Origin of the sequence: Actinomadura napierensis, assembly GCF_039529375.1 — a bacterium.
GTDB classification, from domain to species: domain Bacteria; phylum Actinomycetota; class Actinomycetes; order Streptosporangiales; family Streptosporangiaceae; genus Spirillospora; species Spirillospora napierensis.
In genome coordinates this window covers 44429-69041 of record NZ_BAAAMR010000059.1, presented here as the reverse complement: position 1 = coordinate 69041, position 24613 = coordinate 44429, and the positions used below count along the sequence as shown (strand labels likewise).

The window sequence follows — 24613 nt, the reverse complement described above, 5'->3', positions numbered from 1 at the left end:
CGGCGAGCGGGTGGCCCGGCGCGGCGACCAGCGCGAGCGGCACCGGCGCCAGGTCGACGAAGCCGAGCGGCCCGGGCGGCGGCGCGAAGCCGAGGTCGCCGAGGCCGGTGCCGGTGTCCAGCAGCAGCGCGGCGTCCAGGTCGCCGCCGGCGACCGCGCCGAGCAGCTGGTCGCGGGCCGCGTCCGAGCGGACCTCCACGCGCAGGCCGGGCCGCCGCTCGGCGACCCGCTCCAGCACCGCCGGAAGGTGGGTCGCCGCGATCGTCTCCAACGCGCCGAGCCGCACCACCGGGGGCTCGCCCACGACCTCTTGGCGCGCCTGCTCGGCCTGCGCCAGCAGCCGTCCGGCCCATCCGCGCATCCGCTCGCCCGCCCCGGTCAGCCGCATCCCCTTCGGGCCGCGCTCGAACAGCGCGACGCCGAGGGAGCGCTCCAGCGTCCGGATCTGCTCCGACACCGACGACGGCGCGAGGCCGAGCGCGTTCGCGGCGTCGGTGACGGTGCCGTGCTCGATGACGGCCTCGAAGGTCCGCAGCTGACGCAACTCCATGCTCGGAGCAACCTCGCGCGAGCGTTCGGATATTCCGAACGCGGCGTGCGGGCAGGCCGGTGGAGCCCCGGGCCCGCTGTTTCCAGACTGGGCGCCATGACCACGGTTCTCTCCCCGGACGCGGTGGCGTCCGGCGGCGCGCGGCGCCGCCCCGCCCTGTTCGGCATATCGCTCGGCTACTTCATGGTGCTGCTCGACACCACCGTCCTGTCGGTGGCCGAGCCCGACCTCGCCCGCTCGCTGCACGGGACGGTCGCGGGCCTGCAATGGGCCGTCACCGGCTACACCGTCGTCTTCGGCGCGCTGCTGCTGTCGGCCGGAGCGGTCGCCGACCGCCACGGTGCGCACCGCGCGTTCCGCGCGGGCATCGCCGTTTTCGGCGCCGCGTCGCTGCTCAGCGCCTTCGCCCCGAACCTGTGGACGCTGGTCGCGCTGCGCGCGGTGCTCGGCGTCGCCGCCGCGGCGTGCGTGCCCGCCTCGATGGCGATGATCAGCCGGCTCTACCCGGTGCCGGCCGAGCGCGCGAAGGCCGTGGCGGCCTGGGCGGCCACCAGCGGCGCCGCGCTGGCCGCCGGGCCGATCGCGGGCGGCGCCCTGGTCGGGCTGGCCGGCTGGCGGGCGATCTTCCTGATCAACGTGCCGCTCGCCGTCCTGGTCCTCGCCCTGGTCGCCGGGCCCCGGGTGCACTGCCCGCGCGGCGACCGCACCATCGACTGGCCCGCCCAGATCGTCGCGTGCCTCACGCTCGGCCTGCTCACCGACGCGCTCATCGCGCTCGGCTCCGGCGCCCGCGTCCACGCGGCCTGCTCGGCGGCCGGGACGCTCGCCGCCGCGATCGCGTTCGGCGTGCTGGAACGGCGGAGCGCGGCGCCCGTGCTGGTCCCGGCGATCCTGCGCGCGCCCGGAATGCCGGGTTCGCTGGTCGCGGGCGCGGCCGTCAACTTCGTGATGACGGGCGTGCTGTTCGTGCTGCCGCTCGTCTTCCAGGAGACGCTCGGGATGTCGGCGCTGCGGACCGGCCTGGCGTTCCTGCCGATGACCCTGCCGTTCGCGTTCAACCCGCTGGTCACCGGGCGGATCGTGGCGCGGACCGGACCGCGCCCGCCCGTGCTCGCCGGCCTCGGCCTGCTGACCGCCGGCGGCGTGCTGTTCGGGGCCGTCCTGTCGGCCGGCGCGTCCTACCCGGCGCTGCTCGCGGGCCTGCTGTGCACCGGCTTCGGCGTCTCGTTCGCGCTCCCGGCGCTGGCGACCCTGGTCGTCACCGCCGCGCCGGAGGGCACCGCCGGCGCCGCCGGGGGGCTGCTCAACGCCGTCCGGCAGCTCGGCGCCACCCTCGGCGTCGCGATCATGGGCGCGTTCGCGGCCGTCGGGCAGGACGGCGGCGAGGCCGGCCGTGCGCTGTTCGTCGCCGTCGCCGTCTGCGCCGCCGCGTTCGCGGTCGCCTTCGCCGGACGGTTCAGGCGGTAGCCATACGGGTCAGGCGGTGTCGGGGTGGGCGGTGTCGGGGTGGGCGGCGTCCGCACCCGGCCGGACGGGACCGGCCCGCGCGGCGGTCAGACGGCGGCGCAGCACGGCGATCTCGGCCCGGAGCCGGTCCGCGGCCTGCGGATCCGGCTCCAGCCCGCTGAACCCGTCCTCGAGCAGGTCCAGCTCGGCCGCCCGCAGCCGGGCGAGCAGCCGCCGCGGCTCCCCGGTCGGCACGTCCCACCGCTCCTTGCGCCGCCACCGCCGGAAGGCCAGCACCCGGTCCTCGCCCGGCAGGAGCACGCCCTGCGCCGTCTCCTCGGCCGCCACCCGCCGGAACCGGACGAGGTAGCGGCGCCGCGCCAGCCGGTACGCGATCACGGCCGCCAGCAGGATCGGCGCGCCCTTCAGCGGCAGCAGTGCCGCCCCGGGCAGCAGCGGGGAGTCCCACCACGCGTGCAGGGCCATGGCGAGGAGGAGCGAGCCGAACGCGAGCGCGGCCGTCGGCCGCGTGGCCCGTCCGAGCAGGGAGCCGAGCCCGGCGCCGCCGACCGCGGTCATCGCCCAGTGGCTCCACCAGGCGCCGCCGATCACCCGGCCGCCGAAGGTGAAGAACGCCGCGTTCGTGTCCTGCGTCCCGCCGGTCAGCACGATCGTGTTCAGCACGTACAGGAAGTTCTCGACGATCTGGAACCCCAGCCCGGCCAGCGCGCCGTACGCCCAGCCGTCCAGCGGCCCGCGCACCGCGCACGGCACCATCAGCGCCAGCACCGCCACGCCCGCCAGCTTCAGCAGCTCCTCGTCGACCGGCGCGGCGATCGACGCGCCCCAGCGGGCGTTGAACTCCGGCCCGGCGGTCTTGGCGATGACGGCCTGGAACGCGGCGTTGGCGACCAGCGCCGTCCCGAACGCGGCCAGCCCGCCCCATGCCACCGCGATCATCGCGTACCCGACGGGCCGCGGGCGGACGGGATGCAGCCGCCGCAGCCCCCACACCCCGAGGACGAGGACCGGCGCCAGCAGTGCGAACCCGGCCACCGCGGCCGCCGGGAACTCCGCGATCTGCGCGTCCATCGCGCGCAGCGCGATCCAGGCGCCGAGCGGGCACATCACGGCCCACAGCCAGAACGCGGGACGGCGCGTCATGGCGAGATCTCGATGCTGAGGACCATCGCCCGCACCTGGGCGGCGAGGCGGCGGTAGGCGTCCGGCGGGCCGACCGCCGTCACTGTCGCGCCGAGGTCGTCCTTGGCGAAGGCGCTCGCCGTGCCGACCTTGCCGTGCCCGGCGAGCGCGCCGGTCAGCCCGGCCAGCCCGTGCCCGGTCGTGACGGCCCGCGGGCTCCCGGGCAGCCGCCCGCCGCCCATCGAGACGATCCGGCCGAGCCCGTTCCACAGGCGCGCGTTGTCCAGCGACCCGAACGGGACGACCGCGTTCAGGTTGAACACGACCTCGTTGTTGGACAGCTCGGCGTTGCTGGTCAGCGAGGACTCCGCCGCGTCCAGCACCCAGCCGGCCGCCGGGACCGTGAACGTCAGCGGGCGGACGCCGGCGCGTTCGGTGCCGACCGCGACGACGGTGCCCGCCGCCAGCGCGGAGCCGCCGCTGCCGAGCGCCTTGTCGACCAGGGGGAGCCCGCCGCCGAGCACGAGCAGCACCAGGACCACGAGCCCCGTGCCCCACCATCTCACCCGCGCCACGTGGCCCCCCTGATGACCTGCGCTGCGGGAAATGCCCCCCGACGAGGGGACTAAACAAGATCAGGTGGGTTCGGGGGCGGTCCGGCGTGATGTCCAGTGGGCGGGTGCGGCCAGCGCCGCGGGCAGCCGGGTCGCGGCGTCGCCCCGCGCCGCGTCGGCCTGCGCCTGGGTGAGGAACAGCGCACCGGTCAGATCGGCGCCCGCCAGCTCGGCGCCCCGCAGGTCCGCCCCGATCAGGTCGGCGGACCGCAGGTCGGCCTTCCGCAGGTCGGCCCCGATCAGGCAGGCGCCGCGCAGGTTCGCCCCGCGCAGGTCCGCGCCCTTCAGCCGCGCCCCGACGAGGTCGGCGCCCCGGTGGTTCCGCTTGCGGCCCGGGACCTCGCCGCGCACCAGTTCGCTGGCGCGCAGCAGCAGGACGTTCACCGTCTCGCGCACCGCCGGGACGTCCACGGCGGCGACCTCGGCGGGGCCGCCGCGGGTCAGCGCCTCCGTCTCGTCCAGCGCCGCGCGGAGTTCCGGATGGACGGGCGCGGCGGCGGGCATCTCCAGCGCGTCCGTCAGGTACCAGAGCAGCTCGTGCAACTGCCGCATCACCGGGAACACGCGGAACATGGGGGCCGAGACGTCGGGTCCACGCCGCCAGTCCCGCCCGCCGAAGGTCTCCTGCGACACCTTCTGGCCGGCGCCGAAGCAGTCGAAGACGGTGCAGCCCGGGAAACCGCGTTCCCGGAGCTCGGTGTGGATGCCGCAGCCGAAGTCGGCCAGCAGGTTGTCGCAGGCCTGCCCCGCCTCCTTGCTGACCGCGAAGTCCGCCGACTTCGCGAACGGCAGCGCGACGCAGCAAAGCCCGAAGCACGCCCCGCAATCGGCCTTCAGCCCGCTCTTGTCCGGCACGCGTGAACCCCCGTCCTGGTCAACGCTCCATTGTCGCGCCCTTCCGCCCGTGCCGTGACCACCGTCAGGCGGCGTCGTGGAAGACCAGCCCGAGCGTCCGGCGGTGCCCCGACCGCACCACGCTGACGCCGTGCCGGACCGGGGACGCCGACCAGCCTCGCCGCGTCCGTACCGGACGGTCCCGCGTGGTGAAGACCAGGCCGCGGCCGCGGGGGAGGAGCGTCGCGGTGCCCCGCGACTGGGCGCGCGCCCGCTGCTCGACCATCAGGAATTCGCCGCCGGTGTAGTCGACGCCCGGATCGTCCAGGCCGATGACGACCTGGAGCGGAAACACCAGGTCGCCGTACAGGTCGCGGTGCAACGCGTTCCAGTCGTCCCGGCCGTAGCTCAGCAGGATCGGCGTCGGCTTCGTCTGGCCGGCGTCATGGCACATGCCGAGCCATTCGGGCAGCGTGTCCGGCCAGGGAGCCGGACGTCCCAGCCGCGCGGCCCAGTCGCGGGCGATCGGCAGCAGCCGCGGGTACAGCGCCTCGCGCAGCTCCCGGACCGGGTCCGGGAACGGCTCGGCGAAGTACCGGTACTGGCCCGCACCGAACCGGTACCGCTCCATGTCGATCGTCGAACGGAACCGGCCCGCGTCGTCGTAGAGCCCGGCGATCTCCCCGCACTCCTCCTTCGTCAGCAGCGGCGGAGTGAGAGCGCAACCGTAGGCGTCCACCTCCCCTCCGATCGCCGCCCAGTCGCCCTCCGCGACCCTGTCCGCGTAGCCGCCCATGATGGGCCCTCCCTTCGCTCGTGCTGTGCCCGTCTCCGGTGAACACCGGTGCGAGCAGGGAGGTTGCGCCGCTGCGGTAATGTGGCCGTCGTCCGCAGCGGATCGACGAGGAGGTGAGTCCCGTTCCTGCCAACCCAGTCCGGGTGCTCCCGCCTCGCGAGCGTGCGGCCGGCCGACCCTAGGCGGCCGGGGGAGCGCCCACCGGTCTTCCGAAAGGCGCCCATGTCCGGTCACGCACCACCGTCCCCCTCGCCCGAGTCCGTCGTCTCCGCCCTCCGGGCCGCCGGCTGCGTCTTCGCCGAGGACGAGGCGGAACTGATCCTCTCCACCGCCCGCACGCCCGCGGAGGCCACCGCGATGGTCGAACGGCGGGCCGCCGGGCTCCCGCTCGAACACGTCGTCGGCTGGGCCGCCTTCCGCGGGCTGCGGATCGCCGTCGAGCCCGGCGTGTTCGTCCCGCGCCGCCGCACCGAGTTCCTCGTCGGGCAGGCCGCCCGGCTCCTGCCGCCCCGGCCGGTCGTCGTCGACCTGTGCTGCGGTTCCGGCGCGCTGGGCGTCGCGCTCGTCGCGGGCCTGGACGCGTTCGAACTGCACGCCGCCGACGTCGAACCCGCCGCGGTGCGGTGCGCCCGCCGCAACGTCGTGCCCGCCGGCGGGCACGTCCACGAAGGGGACCTGTTCGACCCGCTGCCAGCCGGCCTGCGCGGACGGGTCGACGTGCTGCTGGCCAACGTCCCGTACGTGCCGACCGGCGAGGTCGGCCTGCTGCCCGCCGAGGCGCGGACGCACGAGCCGCGCGTCGCGCTGGACGGCGGCGCGGACGGCCTGGACGTACTGCGGCGCGTGACGGCCGAGGCGCCGCGATGGCTGGCGCCCGGCGGGCGCCTGCTGTTCGAGACCACCGAGCGGCAGGTCGCCGACGCCGCCGACGCGGTCGCCCGCAGCGGCCTCACCGCGACCGTGGCCCGCTCGGAGGAGCTCTACGCCACGGTGATCATCGGCGCCCGGCCCGTGTAGAACGCCACGTGAGGGTATGGAACGGACCAGGACGACGTGAAGGAGTGAATCTCATGCGCCGCATCAGTGCAGCGCTCAGCGCCATCATCGGCACCATCGTGAACATCGTGACCCTGCCGTTCCGTGTGCTGGGCCGCCTGCTGACCCCCTCGCGCGGCGGCCGTCCGTCCCGCACCCGCCGGGGCCGGGCCGCCTGACGCCCATTCCGGATCGCCCCGGGTTCCCGCGGGAACCCGGGGCGATTTCGCGTAAAAAAGGGTGTTGCGCATTCGCGTGCCTTCCCTCACCATATGAGTAACGAAACGCACGGACGAGCCGGAAGGGAGCCGCTGAGATGGCCGCCATCAACGCCAAGCAGGCGAAGCAGCCCCAGCGCTTCGAAGCTCGACCGCAGGAAGTCCTCCGCGTCCCCCGGGACTTCTCCGACTAGGGCCGATCCAGGCTCCGCGGAGGCCGCCAGGGAGACATCCCGGCGGCTTTTTTTCATGCTTTCTTCGACCATTCGCCAGGCGTTCTTCCGACGCTGCGCGCAAACGCGAATCGACAAGTGAAGACCAAAATCATGGGTCAGTAGCTCAATAGTCCGTGCTTCCCGACGGCCTTCAAGCTCATGCGGATGAGCGCCCGGTTGAAAACCGGGAGGACGAGGTTCGACTCCTCGGATGGCCACGCCTCTGTAGCTCAGTGGACAGAGCACCGCGCTACGAACGCGGGGGCCCGGGTTCGAGTCCTGGCAGAGGTACCGCGGAGCCGGCCGGCTCCGCCGCACGCCGCACATGCCGAAATGGTTGAGGCACCCGGTTCTCACCCGGGAGTATCGAGTTCGATTCTCGAGTGCGGTACGAGCAGGAACACGCCGCTCTCGTTCAACCAGGGAGGACTCCGGGCTCTTACCCCGGCTATGGAGGTTCGATTCCTCCGGGCGGCACGACGCGGGACGCGGTTCCCGCGATGCCGGATGTCAGGGGCGCGCGCCGACGCGGGTTCGCTGGGTCGTCCAGGCACGGGCCTGCTCGCTCAGCGTGATGCCGAGGCCGGGACGCGCGGGCACGTGCATCCGGCCGTCGGTGATGACGAGACGCTCGTTGAACAGCGGGTCCAGCCAGTCGAAATGCTCCACCCACGGCTCGGACGGGTACGCCGCCGCCAGATGGAGGTGGATCTCCATCGCGAAGTGCGGGGCGAGCTGCAGGTGCCGGTGGTCCGCCAGGACGGCGAGCCTCAGGAACTCGGTGATGCCGCCGATGCGGGCCGCGTCCGGCTGGAGGACGTCGGCCGCGCCCGCGTCGATCAGCGCGCAGTGCTCGGCGACGCTGGTCAGCATCTCCCCGGTCGCGACCGGGGTGTCCAGCGCGCGGGCGAGGGCGGCGTGGCCCTCGGCGTCGTGGGCGTCCAGCGGCTCCTCGATCCAGGTGAGGCCGAACTCCTCCAGCGCGCGGCCCATCCGCAGCGCGGCCGGCCGGTCCCACTGCTGGTTCGCGTCCACCATCAGCGGGACGGCCGCGCCGAGGCGCTCCCGGACGGCGGTGACGCGGCGCAGGTCCTCGGCGTGGTCGGGATGCCCCACCTTGATCTTGATGCCGCCGATCCCGGACGCCAGCGACGCCGACGCGTTGTCGAGGACCTCTTCCAGAGGCGCGTGCAGGAACCCGCCGGAGGTGTTGTAGCAGCGGACGGAGTCGCGGTGCGCGCCGAGCAGCTTGGCCAGCGGCAGGCCCGCGCGCTTCGCCTTCAGGTCCCACAGCGCGATGTCGATGGCGGCGATCGCCTGGACGGCGAGCCCGCCGCGTCCGACCGACGCGCCCGCCCACGCCAGCTTCGTCCAGATTTTGGCGATGTCGCTGGGGTCCTCGCCGATCAGCGCGGGCGCGATCTCGGCGGCGTGCGCGAACTGGCCCGGCCCGCCGGCCCGCTTGGAGTAGCCGAACCCGATGCCCTCGTGCCCGTCCTCGGTGCCGATCTCGGCGAACAGGAACACGACCTCGGTCATCGGGCGCTGCCGCCCGGTCAGCACCTTCGCGTCGCTGACCGGGACGGCGAGCGGCAGCGTGACCGAGGACAGCTCGATCCACGCGACGCGGTCCAGCGTGGCCCCGCCCGTCATCTCAGAGCACCTTCTCCACCAGGGCCGTCAGGTCGGCGAGCTCGGCCTCGGTCAGGTCGGTCAGCGGCGGCCGGACGGGCCCGGCGGGACGCCCGGCGGCGCGCATCCCCGCCTTGACGATGCTGACCGCGTACCCCTTGCTGCGGTTGCGGATCTCGCAGTACGGCAGCACGAAATCGGCCAGCCGGCGCCGCACCTCGTCCCGGTCGCGGGCGCGGACGGCCTGGTAGAACCCGAGCGCGAAGTCCGGCACGAAGTTGAAGATCGCCGAGGAGTAGGTCGTCACGCCCATCTCCAGGTAGGGCAGCGCGAACGTCTCGGCGGTCGGCAGCCCGCCGATGTAGACCAGGCGGTCCCCGAGCCGCGACCGGATCCGCGTCATCAGCTCCAGGTCGCCGACGCCGTCCTTGAACCCGACGAGGTTGGGGCACGCCTCGGCGAGCCGCGCGACGGTGCCGTCCTGGTAGACGGCGTTGGACCGGCTGTAGACCGTCACGCCGAGCCCGGTGGCCTCGCACACCGCGCGGACGTGCGCGACGAGCCCGTCCTGCGGCGCCTCCGTGAGGTAGGGCGGGAACAGCAGGATGCCGTCGGCGCCCGCCCGCTCGGCGTCGCGGGCCATCTCGACCGCGGTGGCGGTGCCGTACCCGGCGGGGGCGATCAGCGGGACGCCGTCCGGGGTCTCCGCGGCGGCGGCCCGGACGACCCGGCCGACCTCCGCGGGGGTGAGGGAGAAGAACTCCCCGGTGCCGCCCGCCGCGAACAGCCCCGCGACGCCCTCGTGCCCGAGCCGGGCGATGTTGGCGCGGTAGGCGTCCTCGTCGAAGGACAGGTCGTCGCGGAAGTGGGTGACGGGGAACGACAGGAGCCCGGAGCCGAGCAGCCGGGCGGTCTCGTCGGGCGCGTGCTCGCTCATGACCCGAGGCTAGAATGGCCGATTGATCCAGGTCCAACACGAATATCGGATCCACTGATACCCGCAGGGAATCGTTTGTTCACCCTCACCCAGCTCGCGAGCTTCGTCGCCGTCGCCGAGGAACTGCACTTCGGCCGGGCCGCCGAGCGGCTGCGGATGACCCAGCCGCCGCTCAGCCGGCAGATCCAGCTGCTGGAGAGCGAGCTGAAGGTGCGGCTGTTCGACCGGACGAACCGCTCGGTCCGGCTGACGCCCGCGGGACGCGCGTTCCTGGTGGAGGCGCGCCGGCTGCTGCACCAGGCCGACCACGCGGCGCTGTCGGCGCGGCGGGTGTCGGCCGGGGAGGCCGGCCGGATCGCGGTCGGGTTCACCGCGGCGAGCGCCTACGCCGCGCTCGGCCGGCTGCTGGACGCCGCGCGGTCCGCCCTGCCGGACGTCGAGATCGTGCTGCGCGAGATGGTGACCCGCGACCAGGTGCGGGCCCTCACCGAAGGCGCCCTCGACCTCGGCCTGGTCCGCCCGCCCGTCGCCGCGCCGGAGCTGGAGGAGCGGGCCGCCGACCGCGAGGCGCTGCTGGCCGCCGTCCCGAACGGGCATCCGCTCGCCGCCGGTGGCGGCCCGCTCCGCCTGGACGCCTTCGACGGGCAGCCGCTCATCATGTACTCGCCGGTCGAGGCCCGCTACTTCCACGAACTGCTGGTCGGGCTGTTCCGGTGGGCGGGAGTCTCCCCGGTCTACGCGCAGTACCTCAGCCAGGTGCACAGCATCCTCGCGCTGGTGGACGGCGGATGGGGCCTCGCGCTCGTCCCCGAGGCGGCGGCGAGGCTGCGGTACGCGGGCCTGACGTTCCGTCCGCTGGAGCTTCCCGACCCGGCCCCCGTGGAGCTGAGCCTGACCTGGCGGCCCGGCAACGACAACCCGGCCCTGTCGAGGTTGCTGGAGCACATCTGACACGCGGCGTCTGGAGGGGACTGTGGTGATGGCCACCTCCTGGAGGCGCGCTGTCGCCTTGACCGGCTCCGCCCCGCTCGCTTACTTTGGCGTCCAAATATTGGTCGTCAAAGTAACGGCCCCGTCCGCCGCCCACCCGGAGGAACGATGAGCGACTTTCCCGTGTACGCGCCGTCGGAGGAGCAGGAGTTGCTGCGGGCGACGGTGCGTGAGTTGGCGGATGCCAAGATCGCGCCGTTCGCGGCGGAGGTGGACGAGGAGTCGCGTTTCCCGCAGGAGGCGCTGGACGCGCTGGTCGCCAACGAGTTGCACGCGGTGCATGTGCCCGAGGTGTATGGGGGTGCGGGGGCGGATGCGTTGGCGACGGTGATCGTGATCGAGGAGGTCGCGCGGGCGTGTGCGTCGTCGTCGTTGATCCCGGCGGTGAACAAGCTGGGCACGGTTCCGGTGCTGCTGTCGGGGTCGGAGGAGCTCAAGCGCAAGTACCTGGGGCCGGTGGCGCGCGGTGAGGCGATGTTCTCCTACGCGCTGTCGGAGGCCGACGCCGGCTCGGACGCGGCGGGCATGAAGACTCGCGCGGTGCGTGATGGTGACGCGTGGGTGTTGAACGGCGCGAAGATGTGGATCACTAATGCGGGGGTGTCGGAGTACTACACGGTGATGGCGGTCACCGACCCGTCCGCCGGCGCGCGGGGGATCTCGGCTTTTGTGGTGGAGAAGTCCGATCCGGGGGTGTCGTTCGGGGCCAAGGAGCGCAAGCTGGGGATCAAGGGGTCGCCGACCCGGCAGGTGATCTTGGAGGACGTGCGGATCCCGGGTGATCGGATCATCGGCGCGGAGGGGACGGGGTTCAAGACGGCGCTGGCGACGCTGGACCACACCCGGATCACCATCGCCGCGCAGGCGTTGGGCATCGCCCAGGGCGCGCTGGATTTCGCGATCGGGTACGTCAAGGAGCGCAAGCAGTTCGGTAAGCCGATCGGTGATTTCCAGGGTGTGCAGTTCATGCTGGCGGACATGGCGATGCGGCTGGAGGGCGCGCGGCAGCTGACCTATCACGCGGCGGTCAAGTCCGAGCGGGCGATGCAGGGTGAGAAGATCCCGGATCTGACGTTCGTGTCGTCGGCGTGTAAGGCGCTGGCCTCGGATGTGGCGATGGACGTGACCACCGACGCGGTGCAGCTTTTGGGCGGGTATGGGTATACGCGGGAGTTCCCGGTGGAGCGGATGATGCGCGACGCCAAGATCACCCAGATCTACGAGGGCACCAACCAGATCCAGCGGATGGTCATCGCCCGCCAGCTCCTCAAATAGCCGGCGACTCCCTGGGAAGACCACCGGTACGGCGGCGTGACGGCGAAAGGCCTGCCGCGACCGGGGGAGTGCCGCCAGGATGGGTGGTGCCGGCGGTCCATCGCGGACAAGGGAGTGCCATGAGCGAACACGGACCCGCGCCCGAGATCGACACGAGCGTCTCGCACGTGGCGCGCATCTGGAACTACTGGCTGGGCGGCAAGGACAACTACCCCGTCGACCGCGAGGTCGGCGACCAGATCCTCGCGATGCTCCCGGACGTGGCGCGGCTCGCCCGCGCGTCCCGGCTGTTCCTCAACCGGGTCGTCTGGCACCTGGCCGCCGAGGCCGGCGTCCGCCAGTTCGTCGACATCGGGACGGGCCTGCCGACGGTCGACAACACCCACGAGGTCGCGCAGCGCGCGGCCCCCGAGGCGAAGATCGTCTACGTGGACAACGACCCGCTGGTGCTCGCGCACGCGCAGGCGCTGCTGACCAGCACCCCGGAGGGCGTGACCGCCTACATCGACGCCGACCTGCGCGACCCGGACCGCATCCTGGCCAAGGCCGCCGAGACCCTCGACTTCGACGAGCCGGTCGCGCTCACCCTGATGGGGATCCTGGAGTTCGTCACCGACGACGAGGAGGCGTACTCGATCGTCCGGCGGCTGCTGGACGCGGTGCCGTCCGGCAGCCACTTCGCGATGTACGACGGGACGAACGTCGTCCACGGCGAGGCGTCCGACCGGATCGTCGACGTCTGGAACGCCTCCGGCAACGCCGGTCTCGTGCTGCGCGACCCCGAGGGGATCCGGCGCTTCTTCGACGGCCTGGAACTGCTGGAACCCGGCGTGGTGCCGGTGAACGAGTGGCGGCCCGAGGTCAGCGTCGGCACCGCCGCCGAGCCCGTGGACGCCTACGGCGGCGTGGGCCGCAAACCCTAGCCGCCGGGCGGCTCGTCCGCGTGCTGCAGGATCTCGGTGATCGCGAAGGCCGCCTCGAGCCGCCCGCCCTGCACGGCGGCCTTGTAGTAGACGAGCGCGACCCTTCTGTCCGCGGCGGTGCCGCCCCGGCCCGCGCGGTCCCCGAGGCGGTGGGCGTGGCGGGCCGCGTGGCCGGCGTCCAGGCCGTCCGGCGAGGCGTCCAGCAGGTCCAGCGCGCCCGGGTGGCCGGCCGCCGCGGCCTCGATCAGCAGCGGGGCGCTCTCGCCGCCGCGGGCCGGGTCCGTGCCGAGCAGCACCGCGACCCGGTAGAGGGCGTCGGCGTCCCCGGCGGCGGCGCGGGCGAGCAGCGCGCGGCCGTGCGGGCCGTACCCGGCCACGGTGGCCTTCTGCGACTCCGTCAGCCGCACCGGCCGGACCGGTTCGGTCTCCGGCGGCGCGAGCGTCCGGGGGACGGGCGAGGCCGCGGGCGGGGCCGGACGGGACGCGGCCCGGGCGGCGCGCAGCCGGGCCTGCCACGGCGGCAGCGACGCGATGCCGGGGTCGTCGGCGCGCACGCCCGTCTCCCACGCGCGGCGCTGGCAGCAGAGCACGAAGCTGGCCACCCACGCCGAGGAGGGCGCCCGCTTGCGCCGCCCCGCGAGCACGTCGAAGATCCCGGTCGTGGACAGCGACGGCAGGTCGCGCCGGCCGTACAGGTCGCCGAGATGCTCGGAGATCTCGGCGAGCTTGCGGTAGGGCGGCCTGTTGCAGGAGTCGTAGAGCGCGTTGAGCGCGGCGATGAAGTCCTCCGGCCCGGTGGGCCGCGAAGCGTCGTCGATCATGTCTGGTCGCCCTTGCCGGCGTGGAGCTGACCCGTCCGTCTCATGCTGCCAGCCGGACGGCCCGGACGTGGGCCGTATCGGAGTCACAGCCCGCGCAGGATCCGCCACAGGATCGACGGCGTCGCCGCGGCGGGCGCCGCGGTGAGCACGAGCCGGTTCATGGTGTGCCAGTAGGACACGGCGCCGGGCCCGGCCGGGTACACCGCACCGTTCAGCCGCTCCACGTACACGACGTCGGGCAGCTCGGCCTGCGGCGGCCGCAGCAGCGCGAACGAACCGCCGGCCACGGGCGGCGCTCCCGCGGACGCCAGCGGCAGCACCTGAAGGGTCACGTTGGGCATGTCGCAGACGTCGAGCAGGTGCTCGAACTGGGCGGAGGCGACGGCCCGCCCGCCGAACCCGCGGCGCAGCGCGGCCTCCTCGATCACCGCCCAGAACCGCACGGGCGCCGCCTTGTGCAGGATGCGCCGCCGGAGCGCGCGCAAATCGGCGAGCCGCTTCGCCTCCCAGACCGGCCGGCGTTCCTCCAGGAGCGCGCGCGTGTACGTCTCGGTCTGCAGCAGGTCCGGGACGACCTGGGCCTCGTACGCGCGGATGACGCTGGCCGACTGCTCCAGTTCCAGGTACGGCTCGTACCAGGGCGGGACCACGTCCTGGAACTCCGACCACCAGCGGGGCGAGTTCGCCTGCCGGGCCAGGCCCAGCAGCGTGGAGACCGCGGCCCGGTCGGTGACGCCGTAGGCGGCGCACATGTCGGCGACGTCGCGCAGCCGCAGGTCCGCGCGGCCGAGTTCGAGCCGGGCGATCCACTCCCGGGGCCGCCCGAGCACCGTCCCGGCGTCCTCCAGGCCGCGCCCGTTCGCCTCGCGCAGCCGCCGGAGCTGGGCGCCGAGGACCATCCTGGCCACGGTGGGCCCGGTCTCCCACTCCTCGTGGAAGCCGCCTTCGGCGTGCTCGGCGGCGACTGTGTTCATGCTCTGCCTCTGCGCGGACGACCATGGGGCCTGCGAGTGCACGCTAGCCGAGTCGGGCCCGGCGCGTCCCGCCGTTCGGCATGCGAGCGCCCGGCGGTGGTGGGGCAGCCGCGGACTCCGGTACGGTGGAGGGCAAAACGGGGAGTTCCCCGTTTATCTCCCCGGAAGGACTCCGATGCCCCTCACCATCGAGGACCGGCTCGCGATCACCGACGTGATCTCGCTGCACGGCCACTACGCCGACGCCGGCGAGCTCGACCGCATGACGGAGCTGTTCACCGAGGACGTCGTCTACGACGTGACCGCCGCAGGCGGCGGCCTGATCGAGGGCCGCGCCGCGCTGAAGCAGGCCGGCCTGGACCTCGGCGATCGCAACCCGCTGGCCCACCACGTCACCAACGTCGTCGTCACCGGCGGCGACGGGGACCGCGCGCACGCCGTCTCCAAGGCCATCGCCGTGCTGGCGGACCGCGGCTGCGGCAGCGCCACCTACGAGGACACCCTCGTCCGCGACGGCGGCCGGTGGCTGATCTGCCACCGCACGATCCGCCCGCGCCGCGAACCGCTGACGCCCTGACCGGCCGGGGGCGGCGCGAACGACCCGAATAGCATGTGCGAGGCTGCCGCCGCAGCCGACCACGTGAGGAGCGGTTCGTGCGAGAGATCGCCGTGTTCAGCGGGAGCGCCCACCCCGGGCTGGCGGCCGAGGTCTGCGCCCACCTGGGGGTGCCGCTGAGCCCGGCCCGGGTCTCCCGGTTCGCCAACGACTGCCTTGAGGTCCAGCTGCAGGCCAACTGCCGCGAGCGGGACGTGTACCTGATCCAGCCGCTCGTCGCGCCCGTCCAGGAGCACCTGGTCGAGCTGCTGCTGATGTGCGACGCGGCGCGCGGCGCGTCCGCCAGCCGTATCACCGTGGTGATGCCGCATTACTCCTACGCCCGCTCCGACAAGAAGGACGCGCCGCGCATCTCGATCGGCGGCCGGCTCGTGGCCGACCTGCTCGTGGCGTCCGGCGCGAGCCGCGTGCTCGCCATGACGCTGCACTCCCCGCAGGTGCACGGCTTCTTCTCTGTGCCGGTCGACCACCTGAACGCGCTGCGCGAGCTGGCCGAGCACTTCCGGCGGTACGACCTGTCGCGCACCACCGTCGTCTCGCCCGACCTCGGCAACGCCAAGGAGGCGGCGGCCTTCGCCCGGCTGCTCGGCGTCCAGGTGGCGGCCGGCGCCAAGCAGCGCTTCTCCGACGACCGGGTGCAGATCAGCTCGGTCATCGGCGAGATCGCCGGCCGCGACGTGATCGTGCTGGACGACGAGATCGCCAAGGGCAGCACCGTGCTGGAGCTGCTGGACCGGCTCCGCGAGCTGGGCGCCCGCACGATCCGGATCGCCTGCACGCACGGGCTGTTCGCGGCCGGCGCGCTCAAGCGGCTGTCCGCCGAGCCGGACGTGCTGGAGATCGTCTGCACGAACACCGTCCCGGTCCCGGACGGCGAGCGCAGCGAGAAGCTGAAGGTCCTCTCGATCGCGCCGGCGCTCGCCGAGGCGGTCCGCCGCATCCACAACGGCGAGTCGGTCAGCGCCCTCTTCGAGAACCCGCACTCCTAGGGGGTGCGCAGGACGGCGTCGAGGACGGCGTCGGCGTACTCGCGGGTCGGCGTCTCGCCCGCGACGAGCAGCCGGAACCAGATCGGGCCGGTCAGCAGGTCGAGCAGGACGTCGGTGTCGACGGGCGGCAGCCCCCCGCCGTCCCGCGCGGCCCGCAGCCGGTCCGCGCCCGCCGCGCGGATCGGCCGGTACAGCCGTTCCCGCCACGCCTCCGCCAGTTCGGGATCGAGCTGCGCCGCGCCGACGAGCCCGGCGAACAGCGGCCCGCGGTCCGGGTCGGCCAGCAGGCCGGCGATGCCGTGCAGCCACGTCCGCAGGTCGCGGACCAGGTCGCCGGTGTCGGGGAAGGCGGTGGGCGGGACGTGCTCCATCAGCGCCTCGAGGACGACGGCGCCCTTGGAGTTCCAGCGCCGGTAGATCGTCGGTTTCCCGACGCCCGCGCGGGCCGCGATGCCCTCGATCGTGAGCCTGCCGTACGGCTGCTCCGTGTACAGCTCGAACGCCGCGCTCAGGATGGCCGTCCGCGAGCGCTCGGTGCGGCTGGGTGTCTGTGGCATGCCGCCAGCCTATCGCGAAACGTTACGTAACGTATTGACAGTCTCGGGCGGTCTGCCCATACTGGCTGCGTTACGTTCCGTTCCGTTTCATTTGGAGGCGTCCATGACGCATGCCCCGGCGCCCGCGCCGTCCGTCCACCGGCGGGCCCTGATCACCTGGTTCGCCGTCTACGCGGCGATCACCGTCGTCCAGCCGGCGATCGCCCCGGCGACCGCGTCCCTGCCCGGCCCGCTCCGCACCCTCGCGCTGACCGCGATCGTCGTCCCGGCCGTGGTGTACCTCCTGGTCCCGGCCCTACTCCGCCTGAACGCCGCCACCACCGCCCGCCACCGCCCCGCCCCCAAAGCCGCCCCCGCCCACCGCGACTAACCCCGCGCCGCCAGTGGTTGACCCGGCGGCGGGTGTTGTCGTCGCAGGTCGTCGGGTGGATCAGGACGGTGCCGGGGCGGTGCCCGTGAGGTGGGTTCGGGCGAGCTTGCGGAAGGCGGTGAGAAGGCGGCCGCGGTCGCCGGCGCGGGTGGCGAGCGCGACGTGGCTCGGTTCGACGCCCTCCAGGGGGACCGTGGTGAGGTCGGGACGCGGGGACCCGCCCTTGACGCCCGCCGTGATGGCCACGGCCTGGCCTGCGGCGATGACCTCGAACTTGTCCTCGACGGCGTCGATGAAGGGGCCGTCGGGGGCGCGGCTGCCGTCGGGACGGGGGTCGACGCGCCAGAAGGCGCTCCAGGCCGGGTCGGACGCCCGCACGCGGGGCATCGGCTCGTCGGCGATGTCGTCGAGGGTGACCGACTCCTTGCCGGCCAGCCGGTGGTCGAGGGACACGACCACGACCCGGGGCTCGTCGTAGAGGACCGTCACGTCCAGCCCGGCGGTCGGGAACGGCAGCCGGGCCACCGCCGCGTCCACGCGGTGATCGAGGAGTGCCGCGTGCGGCTCGTTCCAGTCCAGGTGGACGGCGCGCACGTCCGCGTCCGGGTGGAGTTCGCGCAGCTCGAGCACCGCCGGGGTGACGATGATCCCCGCGACGTAGCCGATGGTGAGGCGGCTCGGCTCGGCGGCGGCACGGGTGCGCGCGGCCGCCTGGGCGGCCGAGCGCAGCATCGCCCTGGCCAGCGGCAGGAAGACCTCCCCGGCCTCGGTGAGCCGGGTGCCCTGCGGGGTACGGTCCAGCAGGCGGGCGCCGAGCTGCTGTTCGAGGCGGCGGATCTGGCGGCTCAGGGACGGCTGGGCGACGCGGAGGTCGGCGGCCGCGCGGCCGAAGTGCCGGTGGTCGGCGACGGCGGTGAAGTACCGCACCAGCCGCAGGTCGAGGTCCACCGGGGGCGGGGCGTCGGTCATGCGCCCAGCGTATCGCCGCCGGGGTGGGGATCGGTGTTGCATATGCACTCTGAACTGTGGTGATGCCTTAAGTGCATTGCCTCTTTCGGAACGGGCCTTGGACGCTGGAGGCCCGCCGGGTGCACGCTCGAATCACCGGCCGGGCACCGTTCCGGTGCCGCATCGGCCGCATCCACGCCGTTTCAAGGAGAGCACTATGCGGATATTCGTCACGGGTGCGAGCGGATGGATCGGCTCCGCCCTCGTCCCGGAGCTGCTCGACGCGGGGCACGAGGTCGTCGGGCTGGCCCGCTCGGACGCGTCCGAGGCGCGGTTGAAGGCCGCCGGGGTAGGCGTGCACCGCGGAGACGTCGGCGATCTCGACGGCCTGCGGGAAGCCGCCGCCGCTGCGGACGGCGTCGTCCATCTCGCCTTCAACCACGACTTCTCCGACTACGCCGCGGCCGGTGAGGCGGACCTGCGCGCCGTCGAGGCCATCGGGGCGGCGATCGAGGGCACCGGCAAGCCGTTCGTGATCACGTCGGGCACGGCGATGCTCCCGATGCTGGCGCCGGGACGCCTCGGGACCGAGGACATCGTGGCCGAGCCCGGCGCGGCGGTGCCCCGGGTCGCGTCGGAGGGCGCGGTGCTGGCGCTGGCGGAGCGGGGCGTCCGCACGTCGGTCGTGCGGCTCGCGCCGTCCGTGCACGGGAGGGGAGACAAGGGCTTCGTCGCGCGGATGGTCGAGACCGCCCGGGAGAAGGGCGTGTCGGCCTTCATCGGGGACGGGGCGAACCGCTGGCCCGGCGTGCACCGGCTGGACGCGGCGCACCTGTTCCGGCTCGCGGTCGAGTCCGCGCCGGCGGGCTCGGTCCTGCACGGCGCCGCCGAGGAGGGTGTGCCGGTCCGCGACATCGCCGAGGTCATCGGCCGCCATCTGGACCTTCCCGTGGAGAGCATCACCGCGGAGCAGGCGCCGGAGCACTTCGGGTTCCTCGCCGCCATCCTGTCGCTCGACAACCCGACCTCGAACGCGCTGACCCGCAAGCGGGTGGAGTGGAACCCCGTCCACCCGGGGCTCATCGCGGACCTCGAGGAGGGCCACTACTTCAACGGGTAGGCGCTCAGAGGAGCATGTCGCTGCCGCCCGACTCCTCCTCGCCGTCCGTCGTGTGCTCTGGCTCGAGGTATTCGTCCTCGGGCCAGAGCTCGTTGGCGAGGAAGGCCAGGTACTCCTCGTCGCCCGGGTCGAGTTCGGCCGTCATGGACTCGGGATGGACGTCGCCGGGGTCCGCGCCGAGCGCCGGAAAGTCGGCCGCGACGGGCTCGGCCGCGGCCGGCGGCGGTTCGGCGGCAGGTTCGGCGGCGGGGCCTGTGGCGGGGTCGGCGGCGGGCGGCTCGTCCGCGGACGCCACGGGGCGGAGCAGGTTGGGCAGGCACAGGCCGAACAGGGCGGCCATCGCCACCAGGACCAGGACCGTGATCACCACACCACCCCGTCCTTTCGCGGTCGAGTTCCACATGATTCTTGCGTAAGGAGCAAAACAGTTGAACGCTACCTGGGTGACCTATCGGATGGGAGCCGACATGCGGGCCGCCGGAGACAATGGAGCGGTGGAGTCTCACGGAGCGGTCGACCCGCGGGCGCGCGCGCTGGCCCGCATCGTCTGGGACCACCTGGTGCTCGCCGGCCCCCTCTCCAAGGCTGACGCGATCCTCGCGCTGGGGTGCCACGACACGCGGGTGGCGGCGCACGCGGCGAGGCTTTGGAACGCCGGTTGGGCTCCGGTGGTGGTCGTCTCGGGCGGGCGCGGCAAGATCACTTCGGCCTGGGCGGAGACGGAGGCCCAGGTCTTCGCGCGTGTGGCGCGCGAACACGGGGTCCCGGAGGGGGCTCTGCTGCTGGAGGAGACCGCCGCGAACACGGGGGAGAACATCACCGCGACGAGACGCCTGCTTGACGGACGCCTCGATCTGCGGAGCGCGATTTTGGTCGCCAAGCCGTACATGACGCGGCGGGCGCTCGCCACGGCCCGCAAGCAGTGGCCCGAAGTGGACTGGACGGCCGCCTGCCCCGACATCGGATACGAGGCGTACGGGGACGGGGACGACGAGCGCCGGTTCATCGAGCTGATGGTGGGCGACCTGCAGCGGATGGAGGTCTACGCCGAGCGCGGGTTCCAGGTGCCGATGCCCGTTCCGGCGGCGGCCTGGGCGGCGTACGAGGAACTGGTCGCGCTCGGGTTCGACCGGCACGTGATCCGCTGACGGTGGCACAATCGGACGCATGGCGTCAGTGACCACTTACTGCCGGATCTGCGAGCCGCTCTGCGGACTCGAGGCCACCGTCGAGGACGGGCGGGTCGTCCAGATCCGTCCCGACCGGGAGCATCCGCTGTCCAAGGGGTTCGCCTGCCCCAAGGGCATCGCGATGACCGAGGTCCAGAACGACCCGGACCGTGTCGTGCACCCGCTGCGGCGCCGTCCGGACGGCGAGTTCGAGCGGGTGGGCTGGGACGAGGCGCTCGGCGACATCGCCGCCCGGCTCAACGCCCTGCGCGCCGAGCACGGCGGGTCGTCGATCGGCTGGTACTTCGGCAACCCGGCGACGTTCTCCTACAGCCATCCGCTGTGGCTGAACGGGTTCATGGCGGCGCTGAAGTCGCCGCACCTGTACTCGGCGGGATCGCAGGACGTCAACAACCGGTTCGCGGCGAGCGCGCTGCTGTACGGCGCGCCGGTGCTGGTCCCGATCCCCGACCTCAAGCGCACCGACCTGCTGCTGATGCTGGGCGCGAACCCGCTGGTCTCGCACGGCAGCCTCATCACCGCGCCGCGCATCCGCGAGGACCTGTCGGCGATCGTCGCGCGCGGCGGGCGGGTCGTGGTCGCCGACCCGCGCCGGACCGAGACCGCCCGCGCCTACGAGCACCTGCCCGTCCGGCCGGACGGCGATGCCCACCTCCTGCTGTCCCTGCTCAACGTGATCTTCGAGGAGGGGCTGGAGGACCGGGCCGCGTGCGCGCGGCAGGCGTCCGGCGCCGGGGACCTGCGGACGCTCGCCAAGGGGTTCGCGCCCGAGGACACCGAGGCCCGCAGCGGCGTCCCGGCACGGACCGTCCGGGAGCTGGCCCGTGACCTCGCGCGCGCGGAACGGGCCGTCGTGTACGGCCGGACGGGCACCTGCCTCGGCCGGCACGGCACGCTGACCGCCTTCCTCATCGACGCCGTGACGCAGGTGACCGGCAACCTCGACCGCCCCGGCGGGGCGGTCTTCGGGGCCGCGCCGTTCCGGCTGGACGAGGTGCTGCGGCTGTCCGGCCTCGCCAGCTACGGCAGGACCCGCTCGCGCGTCGGCGGGTATCCGGACATCCTCGGCACGTTCCCCGCCGGGGTGATGGCCGAGGAGATCACCACGCCGGGCCCGGGACGGCTGCGGGCGCTGCTGGTCTCCGGAGGCAACCCGGCGCTGAGCGTCCCGGGCAGCGCGGCGCTCGACCAGGCCCTCGACGAGCTGGACCTGCTCGTCACCATCGACCTCTACGTCACCGACACCGGCCGCAAGGCCGACTACGTGCTGCCCGCGACGACCTTCCTGGAGCGCGAGGACTTCCCGCTGCCGTTCCTGCAGAACCACCTCACGCCCTACGTGACCTGGACGGAGCCGGTCGTCCCGCCGCGCGGCGAGGCCCGCCAGGAGTGGGAGATCATCGAGGCGCTGGCCCGCCGGATGGGGCTGGGCGTCGGCGCGTTCGGCCCGCAGCGGCTCGCGCACCGGCTGGGCGTCCGGCCGTCGCCGCGGTCGCTGGTGGACGCGCTGCTGCGCACCGGCCCGGCGGGGGACTGGTACGGGCTGCGCCGGATCCTCACCGGGCGCGGCGGCCTGAGCCTGAAGCGGCTGCGCAAGGCACCGCACGGCATCGTTCTCGCCGACCATCACCGGACGGGGACGCTGCGCCGCCGCATCCTGCACAAGGACAAGCGGGTGCATCTCGCTCCGCCCGAGATCGCCGCGGAGGTGCGGAGGCTGGCTGCGGAGCCGGAGCCGCCGGACGGCTTCCCGCTCCGGCTGATCGGTCTGCGCGAGATGCGCTCGCACAACTCCTGGATGCACAACGCGCCCGCGCTGATGCGCGGGGGACGCGTCCACGCGGCGCGGATCAGCCCGCGGGACGCGGCGGCGCACGGGATCGAGGACGGGGCGCGGTGCCGGATCACCTCGCCGCACGGGTCCGTCGAGCTGGCGGCGGCGGTCACCGACGAGATGACGGAGGGGACCGTCGCGGTCCCGCACGGCTGGGGACACCGGGGCGGCTGGCGGACGGCCAACGCGGCGGGCGGCGCCAACGTCAACCTGCTCGCCTCGCCCGATCCGGCGGACCTGGAACCTCTGGCCGGGATGGCGTGGCTCAACGGCGTCCCCATCCGGATCGAACCGGCCTGAGCGCCCGCGCGTCCCGAGCGGACAGGGCCCGAGCGGACGGGCCCAAACGGACGGGGCCCGGGCGGTCAGAGCCCGGGCGGGCGGCGGAAGCGGCGGCGGCCTCGCGGGCGGGGATGCGGGGAGGAACGCGGGGACCCGCGGGCCGTGTCGCCTCTAGGCGGCGGTCGTGGGACGGTGCGGGGCGACCACGCGCCCGTCGGGAAGCAACTCGCCGGTGTCCTCGAAGACGACGATGCCGTTGCAGAGCAGGCTCCAGCCCTGCTCCGGGTGGGCGGCCACGGTGCGGGCGGCCTCGCGGTCCAGCGCGTCGGGCAGCGGACACGGCGGCTGGTGCGGGCAGGACGGTGCGCGTTGATCGGTCACGGGTTCCTCCACGGGCGTCCCTGTGATTAAGGACATAGTGGAAGCCTGCCGCCGTTCGTCCGAAATATGCAAGTCAATGGGGGATTCTTTACCGTTCGTCGCGTGTGCGGCCGGACAAGATGGGGCAGAGCGGGGCGATCAGCGCAGAAGACCTTCGTCCGGTTCGTCGCCGTGATCGACGTCCAGGCCGACGACCGACAGGCACCCGTTGCAGATCCACTCGGCGATGACGGCCTCGGAGTTCATGCCGTACGCGCGGTACGGGCGGTCGACCCAACGGCGCCGCATCCCGTGCCCGCACGAGGAGTGCAGCAGGCGCCCGCAGGTCGGGCACGGCCAGACGTCCTCGCACCGCCGGTCGCACCGCGGGCACAGCGGCGCCTCGTAGTGCTCCGCCGGATCGGGCAGACCCAGCTCGTTCCGCCACTCGTTCTCCAGGTCGAGGTACTCGTCGCCCGGCCAGTGGTGGTCGGCCAGCCAGGCCAGGTACTCCTCCTCTCCGGGTGCGAGCACGGCCGTCAGCGACTCGGGGTGCTCGTCGCGCGGGCGGTGTCGGCGCCCGGCGCGCCGCGCGGAGGCCAGCAGGGTCAGCAGGCCGAGGAGCGCGGCCGCTGCCAGGCCAGTCGCCAGGGGCATCGCGGCGTCCTTACATGATCTTGTGGCGGGAAAGTCCGATCATGAATTCACTTCACAAAACCCTGCGAACGGTACAAGAAAGGCTCTTAACGGAAAAGTCGATCAGAAAAGAATCTTCGCCTTGATCACGGCCGGCCGGGAGACCGAAACCCGCCCCGCCGGGCGTCCAGAACCTGGACGGCCTGCGGAATCGGGGCGTACGAGCGTCGCGGAGCCCCGGCGGGGCCCGCCGGGCGTTTCACTCTCCGCTGAATCCTGCCCCGCCGGCGCCGCGCCGCCCGCCGCCCGCCGCGGTCAGTCCTTGCGCCCCATCACCGCCGCGATCTGCGTGTGCAGCGGATGCTCCAGCGGGCCCTTCGGCCCGTTCGGACGCCACTCCGTCACGGCCGCCACCCCCGGCTCGAGGATCGTCAGCCCGTCCATGAACCCGGCGATCTGCGTGGAGTGCCGGAAGTACGATCCGCCGAGCCCCGACTGCAGGATCCGCTTGGCCTCCTCGACCCGCGGGTCGTCGCCCGAGTCGTGCAGGTGGGTCAGCATGACGTGGCTGCCGGCCGGCAGGAACGGGTGCAGCGCCCGGACGACGGCGGCGGGGTCCCGCTCCTCGGGGACGTGGTGGATGATCGCCGCGAGGATCAGCCCGACCGGGCGGCCGGGGTCGATCAGCCCGGTCAGCGCCGGGTCGCCGAAGATCTTCTCCGGCTCGTACAGGTCGCCCTGGATGAAGGTCGCCACGCCCTGCTCGGTGAGCAGCGCCCGGCCGTGCGCCAGCACGATCGGGTCGTTGTCCACGTACACCACGCGCGCGTCCGGGTTGGCCGCCCGGGCGAACTGGTGCACGTTCGACGAGGTGGGCAGCCCGGAGCCGATGTCGACGAACTGGTCGATGCCGAGGTCGCGCGCCAGGTACGTCACCGCGCGCTCTATCGCGACGCGGTTGCCCTGCGCCACCACCGGCGCCTCCGGGACGAGCTGCATCACCATGTCGGCGACCTCGCGGTCGGCGGCGAAGTTGTCCTTGCCGCCGAGGAAGTAGTCGTAGACCCGTGCGAACGTCGGCGTGGAGGTGTCGATGCCGGGAGGGGCGCTCTCCGGGAGTTCGTCGGCCACGGGTGCGGCTCCTTCTGTTGCCCCCCGCTGCGAGACCTGCGGGGCGGGGACGAGATTGCCCAAGAGTAGGCCGATCCGCCGTCCCGGGCGGGGTTTTCGCGGCTTTGCGGGGCCCTTTCGGCACGGGGTGCGGTTTTCCGCAGGGTCGTGGCTGCGGCGCGCGGCCGGACGGGCCGG

Annotated in this window: 27 protein-coding genes and 4 tRNA genes; 16 read left to right on the top strand and 15 right to left on the bottom strand. The window is 73.4% G+C overall.

The features are described from left to right. Positions 1-550, bottom strand: a 550-nt coding sequence (locus ABD296_RS29130) for a LysR family transcriptional regulator (protein WP_344274043.1), incomplete at its 3' end; no start/stop codon positions are given. Between the two features lie 96 nt (positions 551-646). Between ABD296_RS29130 and ABD296_RS29125 the strand changes: the two genes are divergently transcribed. Continuing rightward, positions 647-2017 carry an MFS transporter gene (locus ABD296_RS29125; RefSeq protein WP_344274040.1) on the top strand — a complete coding sequence of 457 codons (1371 nt, stop codon included), beginning with the start codon at positions 647-649 and terminating at the stop codon, positions 2015-2017. A gap of 9 nt (positions 2018-2026) precedes the next feature. On the opposite strand, the gene ABD296_RS29120 is transcribed toward ABD296_RS29125, so the two are convergent. The 4 genes from ABD296_RS29120 to ABD296_RS29105 all read right to left on the bottom strand — a co-directional run bounded on the left by ABD296_RS29120 (position 2027) and on the right by ABD296_RS29105 (position 5383). Next, positions 2027-3160 carry a PrsW family intramembrane metalloprotease gene (locus tag ABD296_RS29120; RefSeq protein ID WP_344274037.1) on the bottom strand — a complete coding sequence of 378 codons (1134 nt, stop codon included), beginning with the start codon at positions 3158-3160 and terminating at the stop codon, positions 2027-2029. Next, entirely contained in the window at positions 3157-3714 is a 558-nt protein-coding gene (locus ABD296_RS29115) for a hypothetical protein (protein ID WP_344274034.1), read from the bottom strand. The genes ABD296_RS29120 and ABD296_RS29115 overlap by 4 nt, the downstream gene beginning before the upstream one ends. Before the next feature lie 60 nt (positions 3715-3774). Next, complete coding sequence (locus ABD296_RS29110) at positions 3775-4608, bottom strand: pentapeptide repeat-containing protein (protein ID WP_344274031.1); 834 nt, start codon at positions 4606-4608, stop codon at positions 3775-3777. Between the two features lie 64 nt (positions 4609-4672). Continuing rightward, positions 4673-5383 carry a 2OG-Fe(II) oxygenase gene (locus ABD296_RS29105; protein ID WP_344274028.1) on the bottom strand — a complete coding sequence of 237 codons (711 nt, stop codon included), beginning with the start codon at positions 5381-5383 and terminating at the stop codon, positions 4673-4675. Between the two features lie 222 nt (positions 5384-5605). Between ABD296_RS29105 and ABD296_RS29100 the strand changes: the two genes are divergently transcribed. The 6 genes from ABD296_RS29100 (at position 5606) to ABD296_RS29075 (ending at position 7328) form a co-directional block, all read left to right on the top strand. Next, the gene (locus ABD296_RS29100) at positions 5606-6400 is read left to right on the top strand and encodes a putative protein N(5)-glutamine methyltransferase (protein WP_344274025.1); all 795 of its coding nucleotides are present in this window, start codon (positions 5606-5608) and stop codon (positions 6398-6400) included. A 53-nt stretch (positions 6401-6453) separates the two neighbouring features. Next, on the top strand, positions 6454-6597 hold the full coding sequence (locus ABD296_RS29095) for an LPFR motif small protein (RefSeq protein WP_344274022.1): 144 nt from the start codon (positions 6454-6456) through the stop codon (positions 6595-6597). A 400-nt stretch (positions 6598-6997) separates the two neighbouring features. Beyond that, positions 6998-7069 (top strand) — tRNA-Phe (locus ABD296_RS29090). A gap of 1 nt (position 7070) precedes the next feature. Continuing rightward, a tRNA-Arg gene (locus ABD296_RS29085) sits at positions 7071-7142 on the top strand. 27 nt (positions 7143-7169) lie between these two features. Beyond that, a tRNA-Glu gene (locus tag ABD296_RS29080) sits at positions 7170-7242 on the top strand. A gap of 13 nt (positions 7243-7255) precedes the next feature. After that, positions 7256-7328 (top strand) — tRNA-Lys (locus ABD296_RS29075). A 33-nt stretch (positions 7329-7361) separates the two neighbouring features. On the opposite strand, the gene ABD296_RS29070 is transcribed toward ABD296_RS29075, so the two are convergent. Both ABD296_RS29070 and kdgD read right to left on the bottom strand, forming a co-directional pair. Beyond that, the gene (locus ABD296_RS29070) at positions 7362-8504 is read right to left on the bottom strand and encodes an L-talarate/galactarate dehydratase (protein WP_344274019.1); all 1143 of its coding nucleotides are present in this window, start codon (positions 8502-8504) and stop codon (positions 7362-7364) included. A gap of 1 nt (position 8505) precedes the next feature. Continuing rightward, a complete protein-coding gene (gene kdgD / locus ABD296_RS29065; protein ID WP_344274015.1) occupies positions 8506-9420 on the bottom strand; it encodes a 5-dehydro-4-deoxyglucarate dehydratase in 915 nt (304 codons plus the stop codon). A gap of 75 nt (positions 9421-9495) precedes the next feature. Between kdgD and ABD296_RS29060 the strand changes: the two genes are divergently transcribed. From ABD296_RS29060 to ABD296_RS29050, 3 genes are all read left to right on the top strand, one after another. Next, complete coding sequence (locus tag ABD296_RS29060; RefSeq protein ID WP_344274012.1) at positions 9496-10371, top strand: LysR substrate-binding domain-containing protein; 876 nt, start codon at positions 9496-9498, stop codon at positions 10369-10371. Positions 10372-10518: 147 nt separating this feature from the next. Next, positions 10519-11685: an acyl-CoA dehydrogenase family protein gene (locus ABD296_RS29055; RefSeq protein WP_344274010.1), complete on the top strand. Its 1167-nt coding sequence runs from the start codon at positions 10519-10521 to the stop codon at positions 11683-11685. A gap of 119 nt (positions 11686-11804) precedes the next feature. After that, complete coding sequence (locus ABD296_RS29050) at positions 11805-12608, top strand: SAM-dependent methyltransferase (protein ID WP_344274007.1); 804 nt, start codon at positions 11805-11807, stop codon at positions 12606-12608. Here ABD296_RS29050 and ABD296_RS29045 read toward each other — a convergent pair. Both ABD296_RS29045 and ABD296_RS29040 read right to left on the bottom strand, forming a co-directional pair. Further along, positions 12605-13429, bottom strand: a complete 825-nt coding sequence (locus ABD296_RS29045; protein ID WP_344274004.1) for a hypothetical protein — start codon at positions 13427-13429, stop codon at positions 12605-12607. The genes ABD296_RS29050 and ABD296_RS29045 overlap by 4 nt on opposite strands. Positions 13430-13512: 83 nt before the next feature. After that, positions 13513-14403, bottom strand: coding sequence for a helix-turn-helix domain-containing protein (locus ABD296_RS29040; RefSeq protein WP_344274001.1), 891 nt, complete (start codon positions 14401-14403; stop codon positions 13513-13515). Positions 14404-14578: 175 nt separating this feature from the next. Here ABD296_RS29040 and ABD296_RS29035 point away from each other — a divergent pair, with 175 nt between their 5' ends. Both ABD296_RS29035 and ABD296_RS29030 read left to right on the top strand, forming a co-directional pair. Then, positions 14579-14980: a nuclear transport factor 2 family protein gene (locus ABD296_RS29035; RefSeq protein ID WP_344273999.1), complete on the top strand. Its 402-nt coding sequence runs from the start codon at positions 14579-14581 to the stop codon at positions 14978-14980. Positions 14981-15057: 77 nt separating this feature from the next. Beyond that, positions 15058-16008, top strand: a complete 951-nt coding sequence (locus tag ABD296_RS29030; RefSeq protein WP_344273997.1) for a ribose-phosphate diphosphokinase — start codon at positions 15058-15060, stop codon at positions 16006-16008. On the opposite strand, the gene ABD296_RS29025 is transcribed toward ABD296_RS29030, so the two are convergent. Continuing rightward, positions 16005-16565 carry a TetR/AcrR family transcriptional regulator gene (locus ABD296_RS29025; RefSeq protein WP_344273995.1) on the bottom strand — a complete coding sequence of 187 codons (561 nt, stop codon included), beginning with the start codon at positions 16563-16565 and terminating at the stop codon, positions 16005-16007. The two genes, ABD296_RS29030 and ABD296_RS29025, sit on opposite strands and share 4 nt — an antisense overlap. A gap of 103 nt (positions 16566-16668) precedes the next feature. Here ABD296_RS29025 and ABD296_RS29020 point away from each other — a divergent pair, with 103 nt between their 5' ends. Beyond that, positions 16669-16935, top strand: coding sequence for a hypothetical protein (locus ABD296_RS29020; RefSeq protein WP_344273992.1), 267 nt, complete (start codon positions 16669-16671; stop codon positions 16933-16935). 60 nt (positions 16936-16995) lie between these two features. On the opposite strand, the gene ABD296_RS29015 is transcribed toward ABD296_RS29020, so the two are convergent. Next, on the bottom strand, positions 16996-17904 hold the full coding sequence (locus tag ABD296_RS29015; protein WP_344273989.1) for a LysR family transcriptional regulator: 909 nt from the start codon (positions 17902-17904) through the stop codon (positions 16996-16998). A 196-nt stretch (positions 17905-18100) separates the two neighbouring features. Here ABD296_RS29015 and ABD296_RS29010 point away from each other — a divergent pair, with 196 nt between their 5' ends. After that, positions 18101-19003 (top strand): SDR family oxidoreductase, encoded by a 903-nt coding sequence (locus ABD296_RS29010; RefSeq protein ID WP_344273986.1) that lies wholly within the window; start codon positions 18101-18103, stop codon positions 19001-19003. Between the two features lie 4 nt (positions 19004-19007). Here ABD296_RS29010 and ABD296_RS29005 read toward each other — a convergent pair whose 3' ends face one another. After that, positions 19008-19373: a hypothetical protein gene (locus ABD296_RS29005; protein ID WP_344273983.1), complete on the bottom strand. Its 366-nt coding sequence runs from the start codon at positions 19371-19373 to the stop codon at positions 19008-19010. A 124-nt stretch (positions 19374-19497) separates the two neighbouring features. On the opposite strand from ABD296_RS29005, the gene ABD296_RS29000 reads away from it, so the two are divergent. Then, a complete protein-coding gene (locus ABD296_RS29000; protein ID WP_344273980.1) occupies positions 19498-20151 on the top strand; it encodes a YdcF family protein in 654 nt (217 codons plus the stop codon). A 19-nt stretch (positions 20152-20170) separates the two neighbouring features. Beyond that, positions 20171-22327: a molybdopterin-containing oxidoreductase family protein gene (locus ABD296_RS28995; protein WP_344273977.1), complete on the top strand. Its 2157-nt coding sequence runs from the start codon at positions 20171-20173 to the stop codon at positions 22325-22327. A gap of 153 nt (positions 22328-22480) precedes the next feature. Here ABD296_RS28995 and ABD296_RS28990 read toward each other — a convergent pair whose 3' ends face one another. The 3 genes from ABD296_RS28990 to ABD296_RS28980 form a co-directional block, all read right to left on the bottom strand. After that, on the bottom strand, positions 22481-22690 hold the full coding sequence (locus tag ABD296_RS28990; protein ID WP_344273975.1) for a DUF5999 family protein: 210 nt from the start codon (positions 22688-22690) through the stop codon (positions 22481-22483). A 138-nt stretch (positions 22691-22828) separates the two neighbouring features. Beyond that, the gene (locus tag ABD296_RS28985; protein ID WP_344273972.1) at positions 22829-23326 is read right to left on the bottom strand and encodes a hypothetical protein; all 498 of its coding nucleotides are present in this window, start codon (positions 23324-23326) and stop codon (positions 22829-22831) included. Positions 23327-23620: 294 nt separating this feature from the next. Further along, entirely contained in the window at positions 23621-24436 is an 816-nt protein-coding gene (locus ABD296_RS28980) for an SAM-dependent methyltransferase (RefSeq protein WP_344273969.1), read from the bottom strand. Positions 24437-24613: the final 177 nt, after the last annotated feature.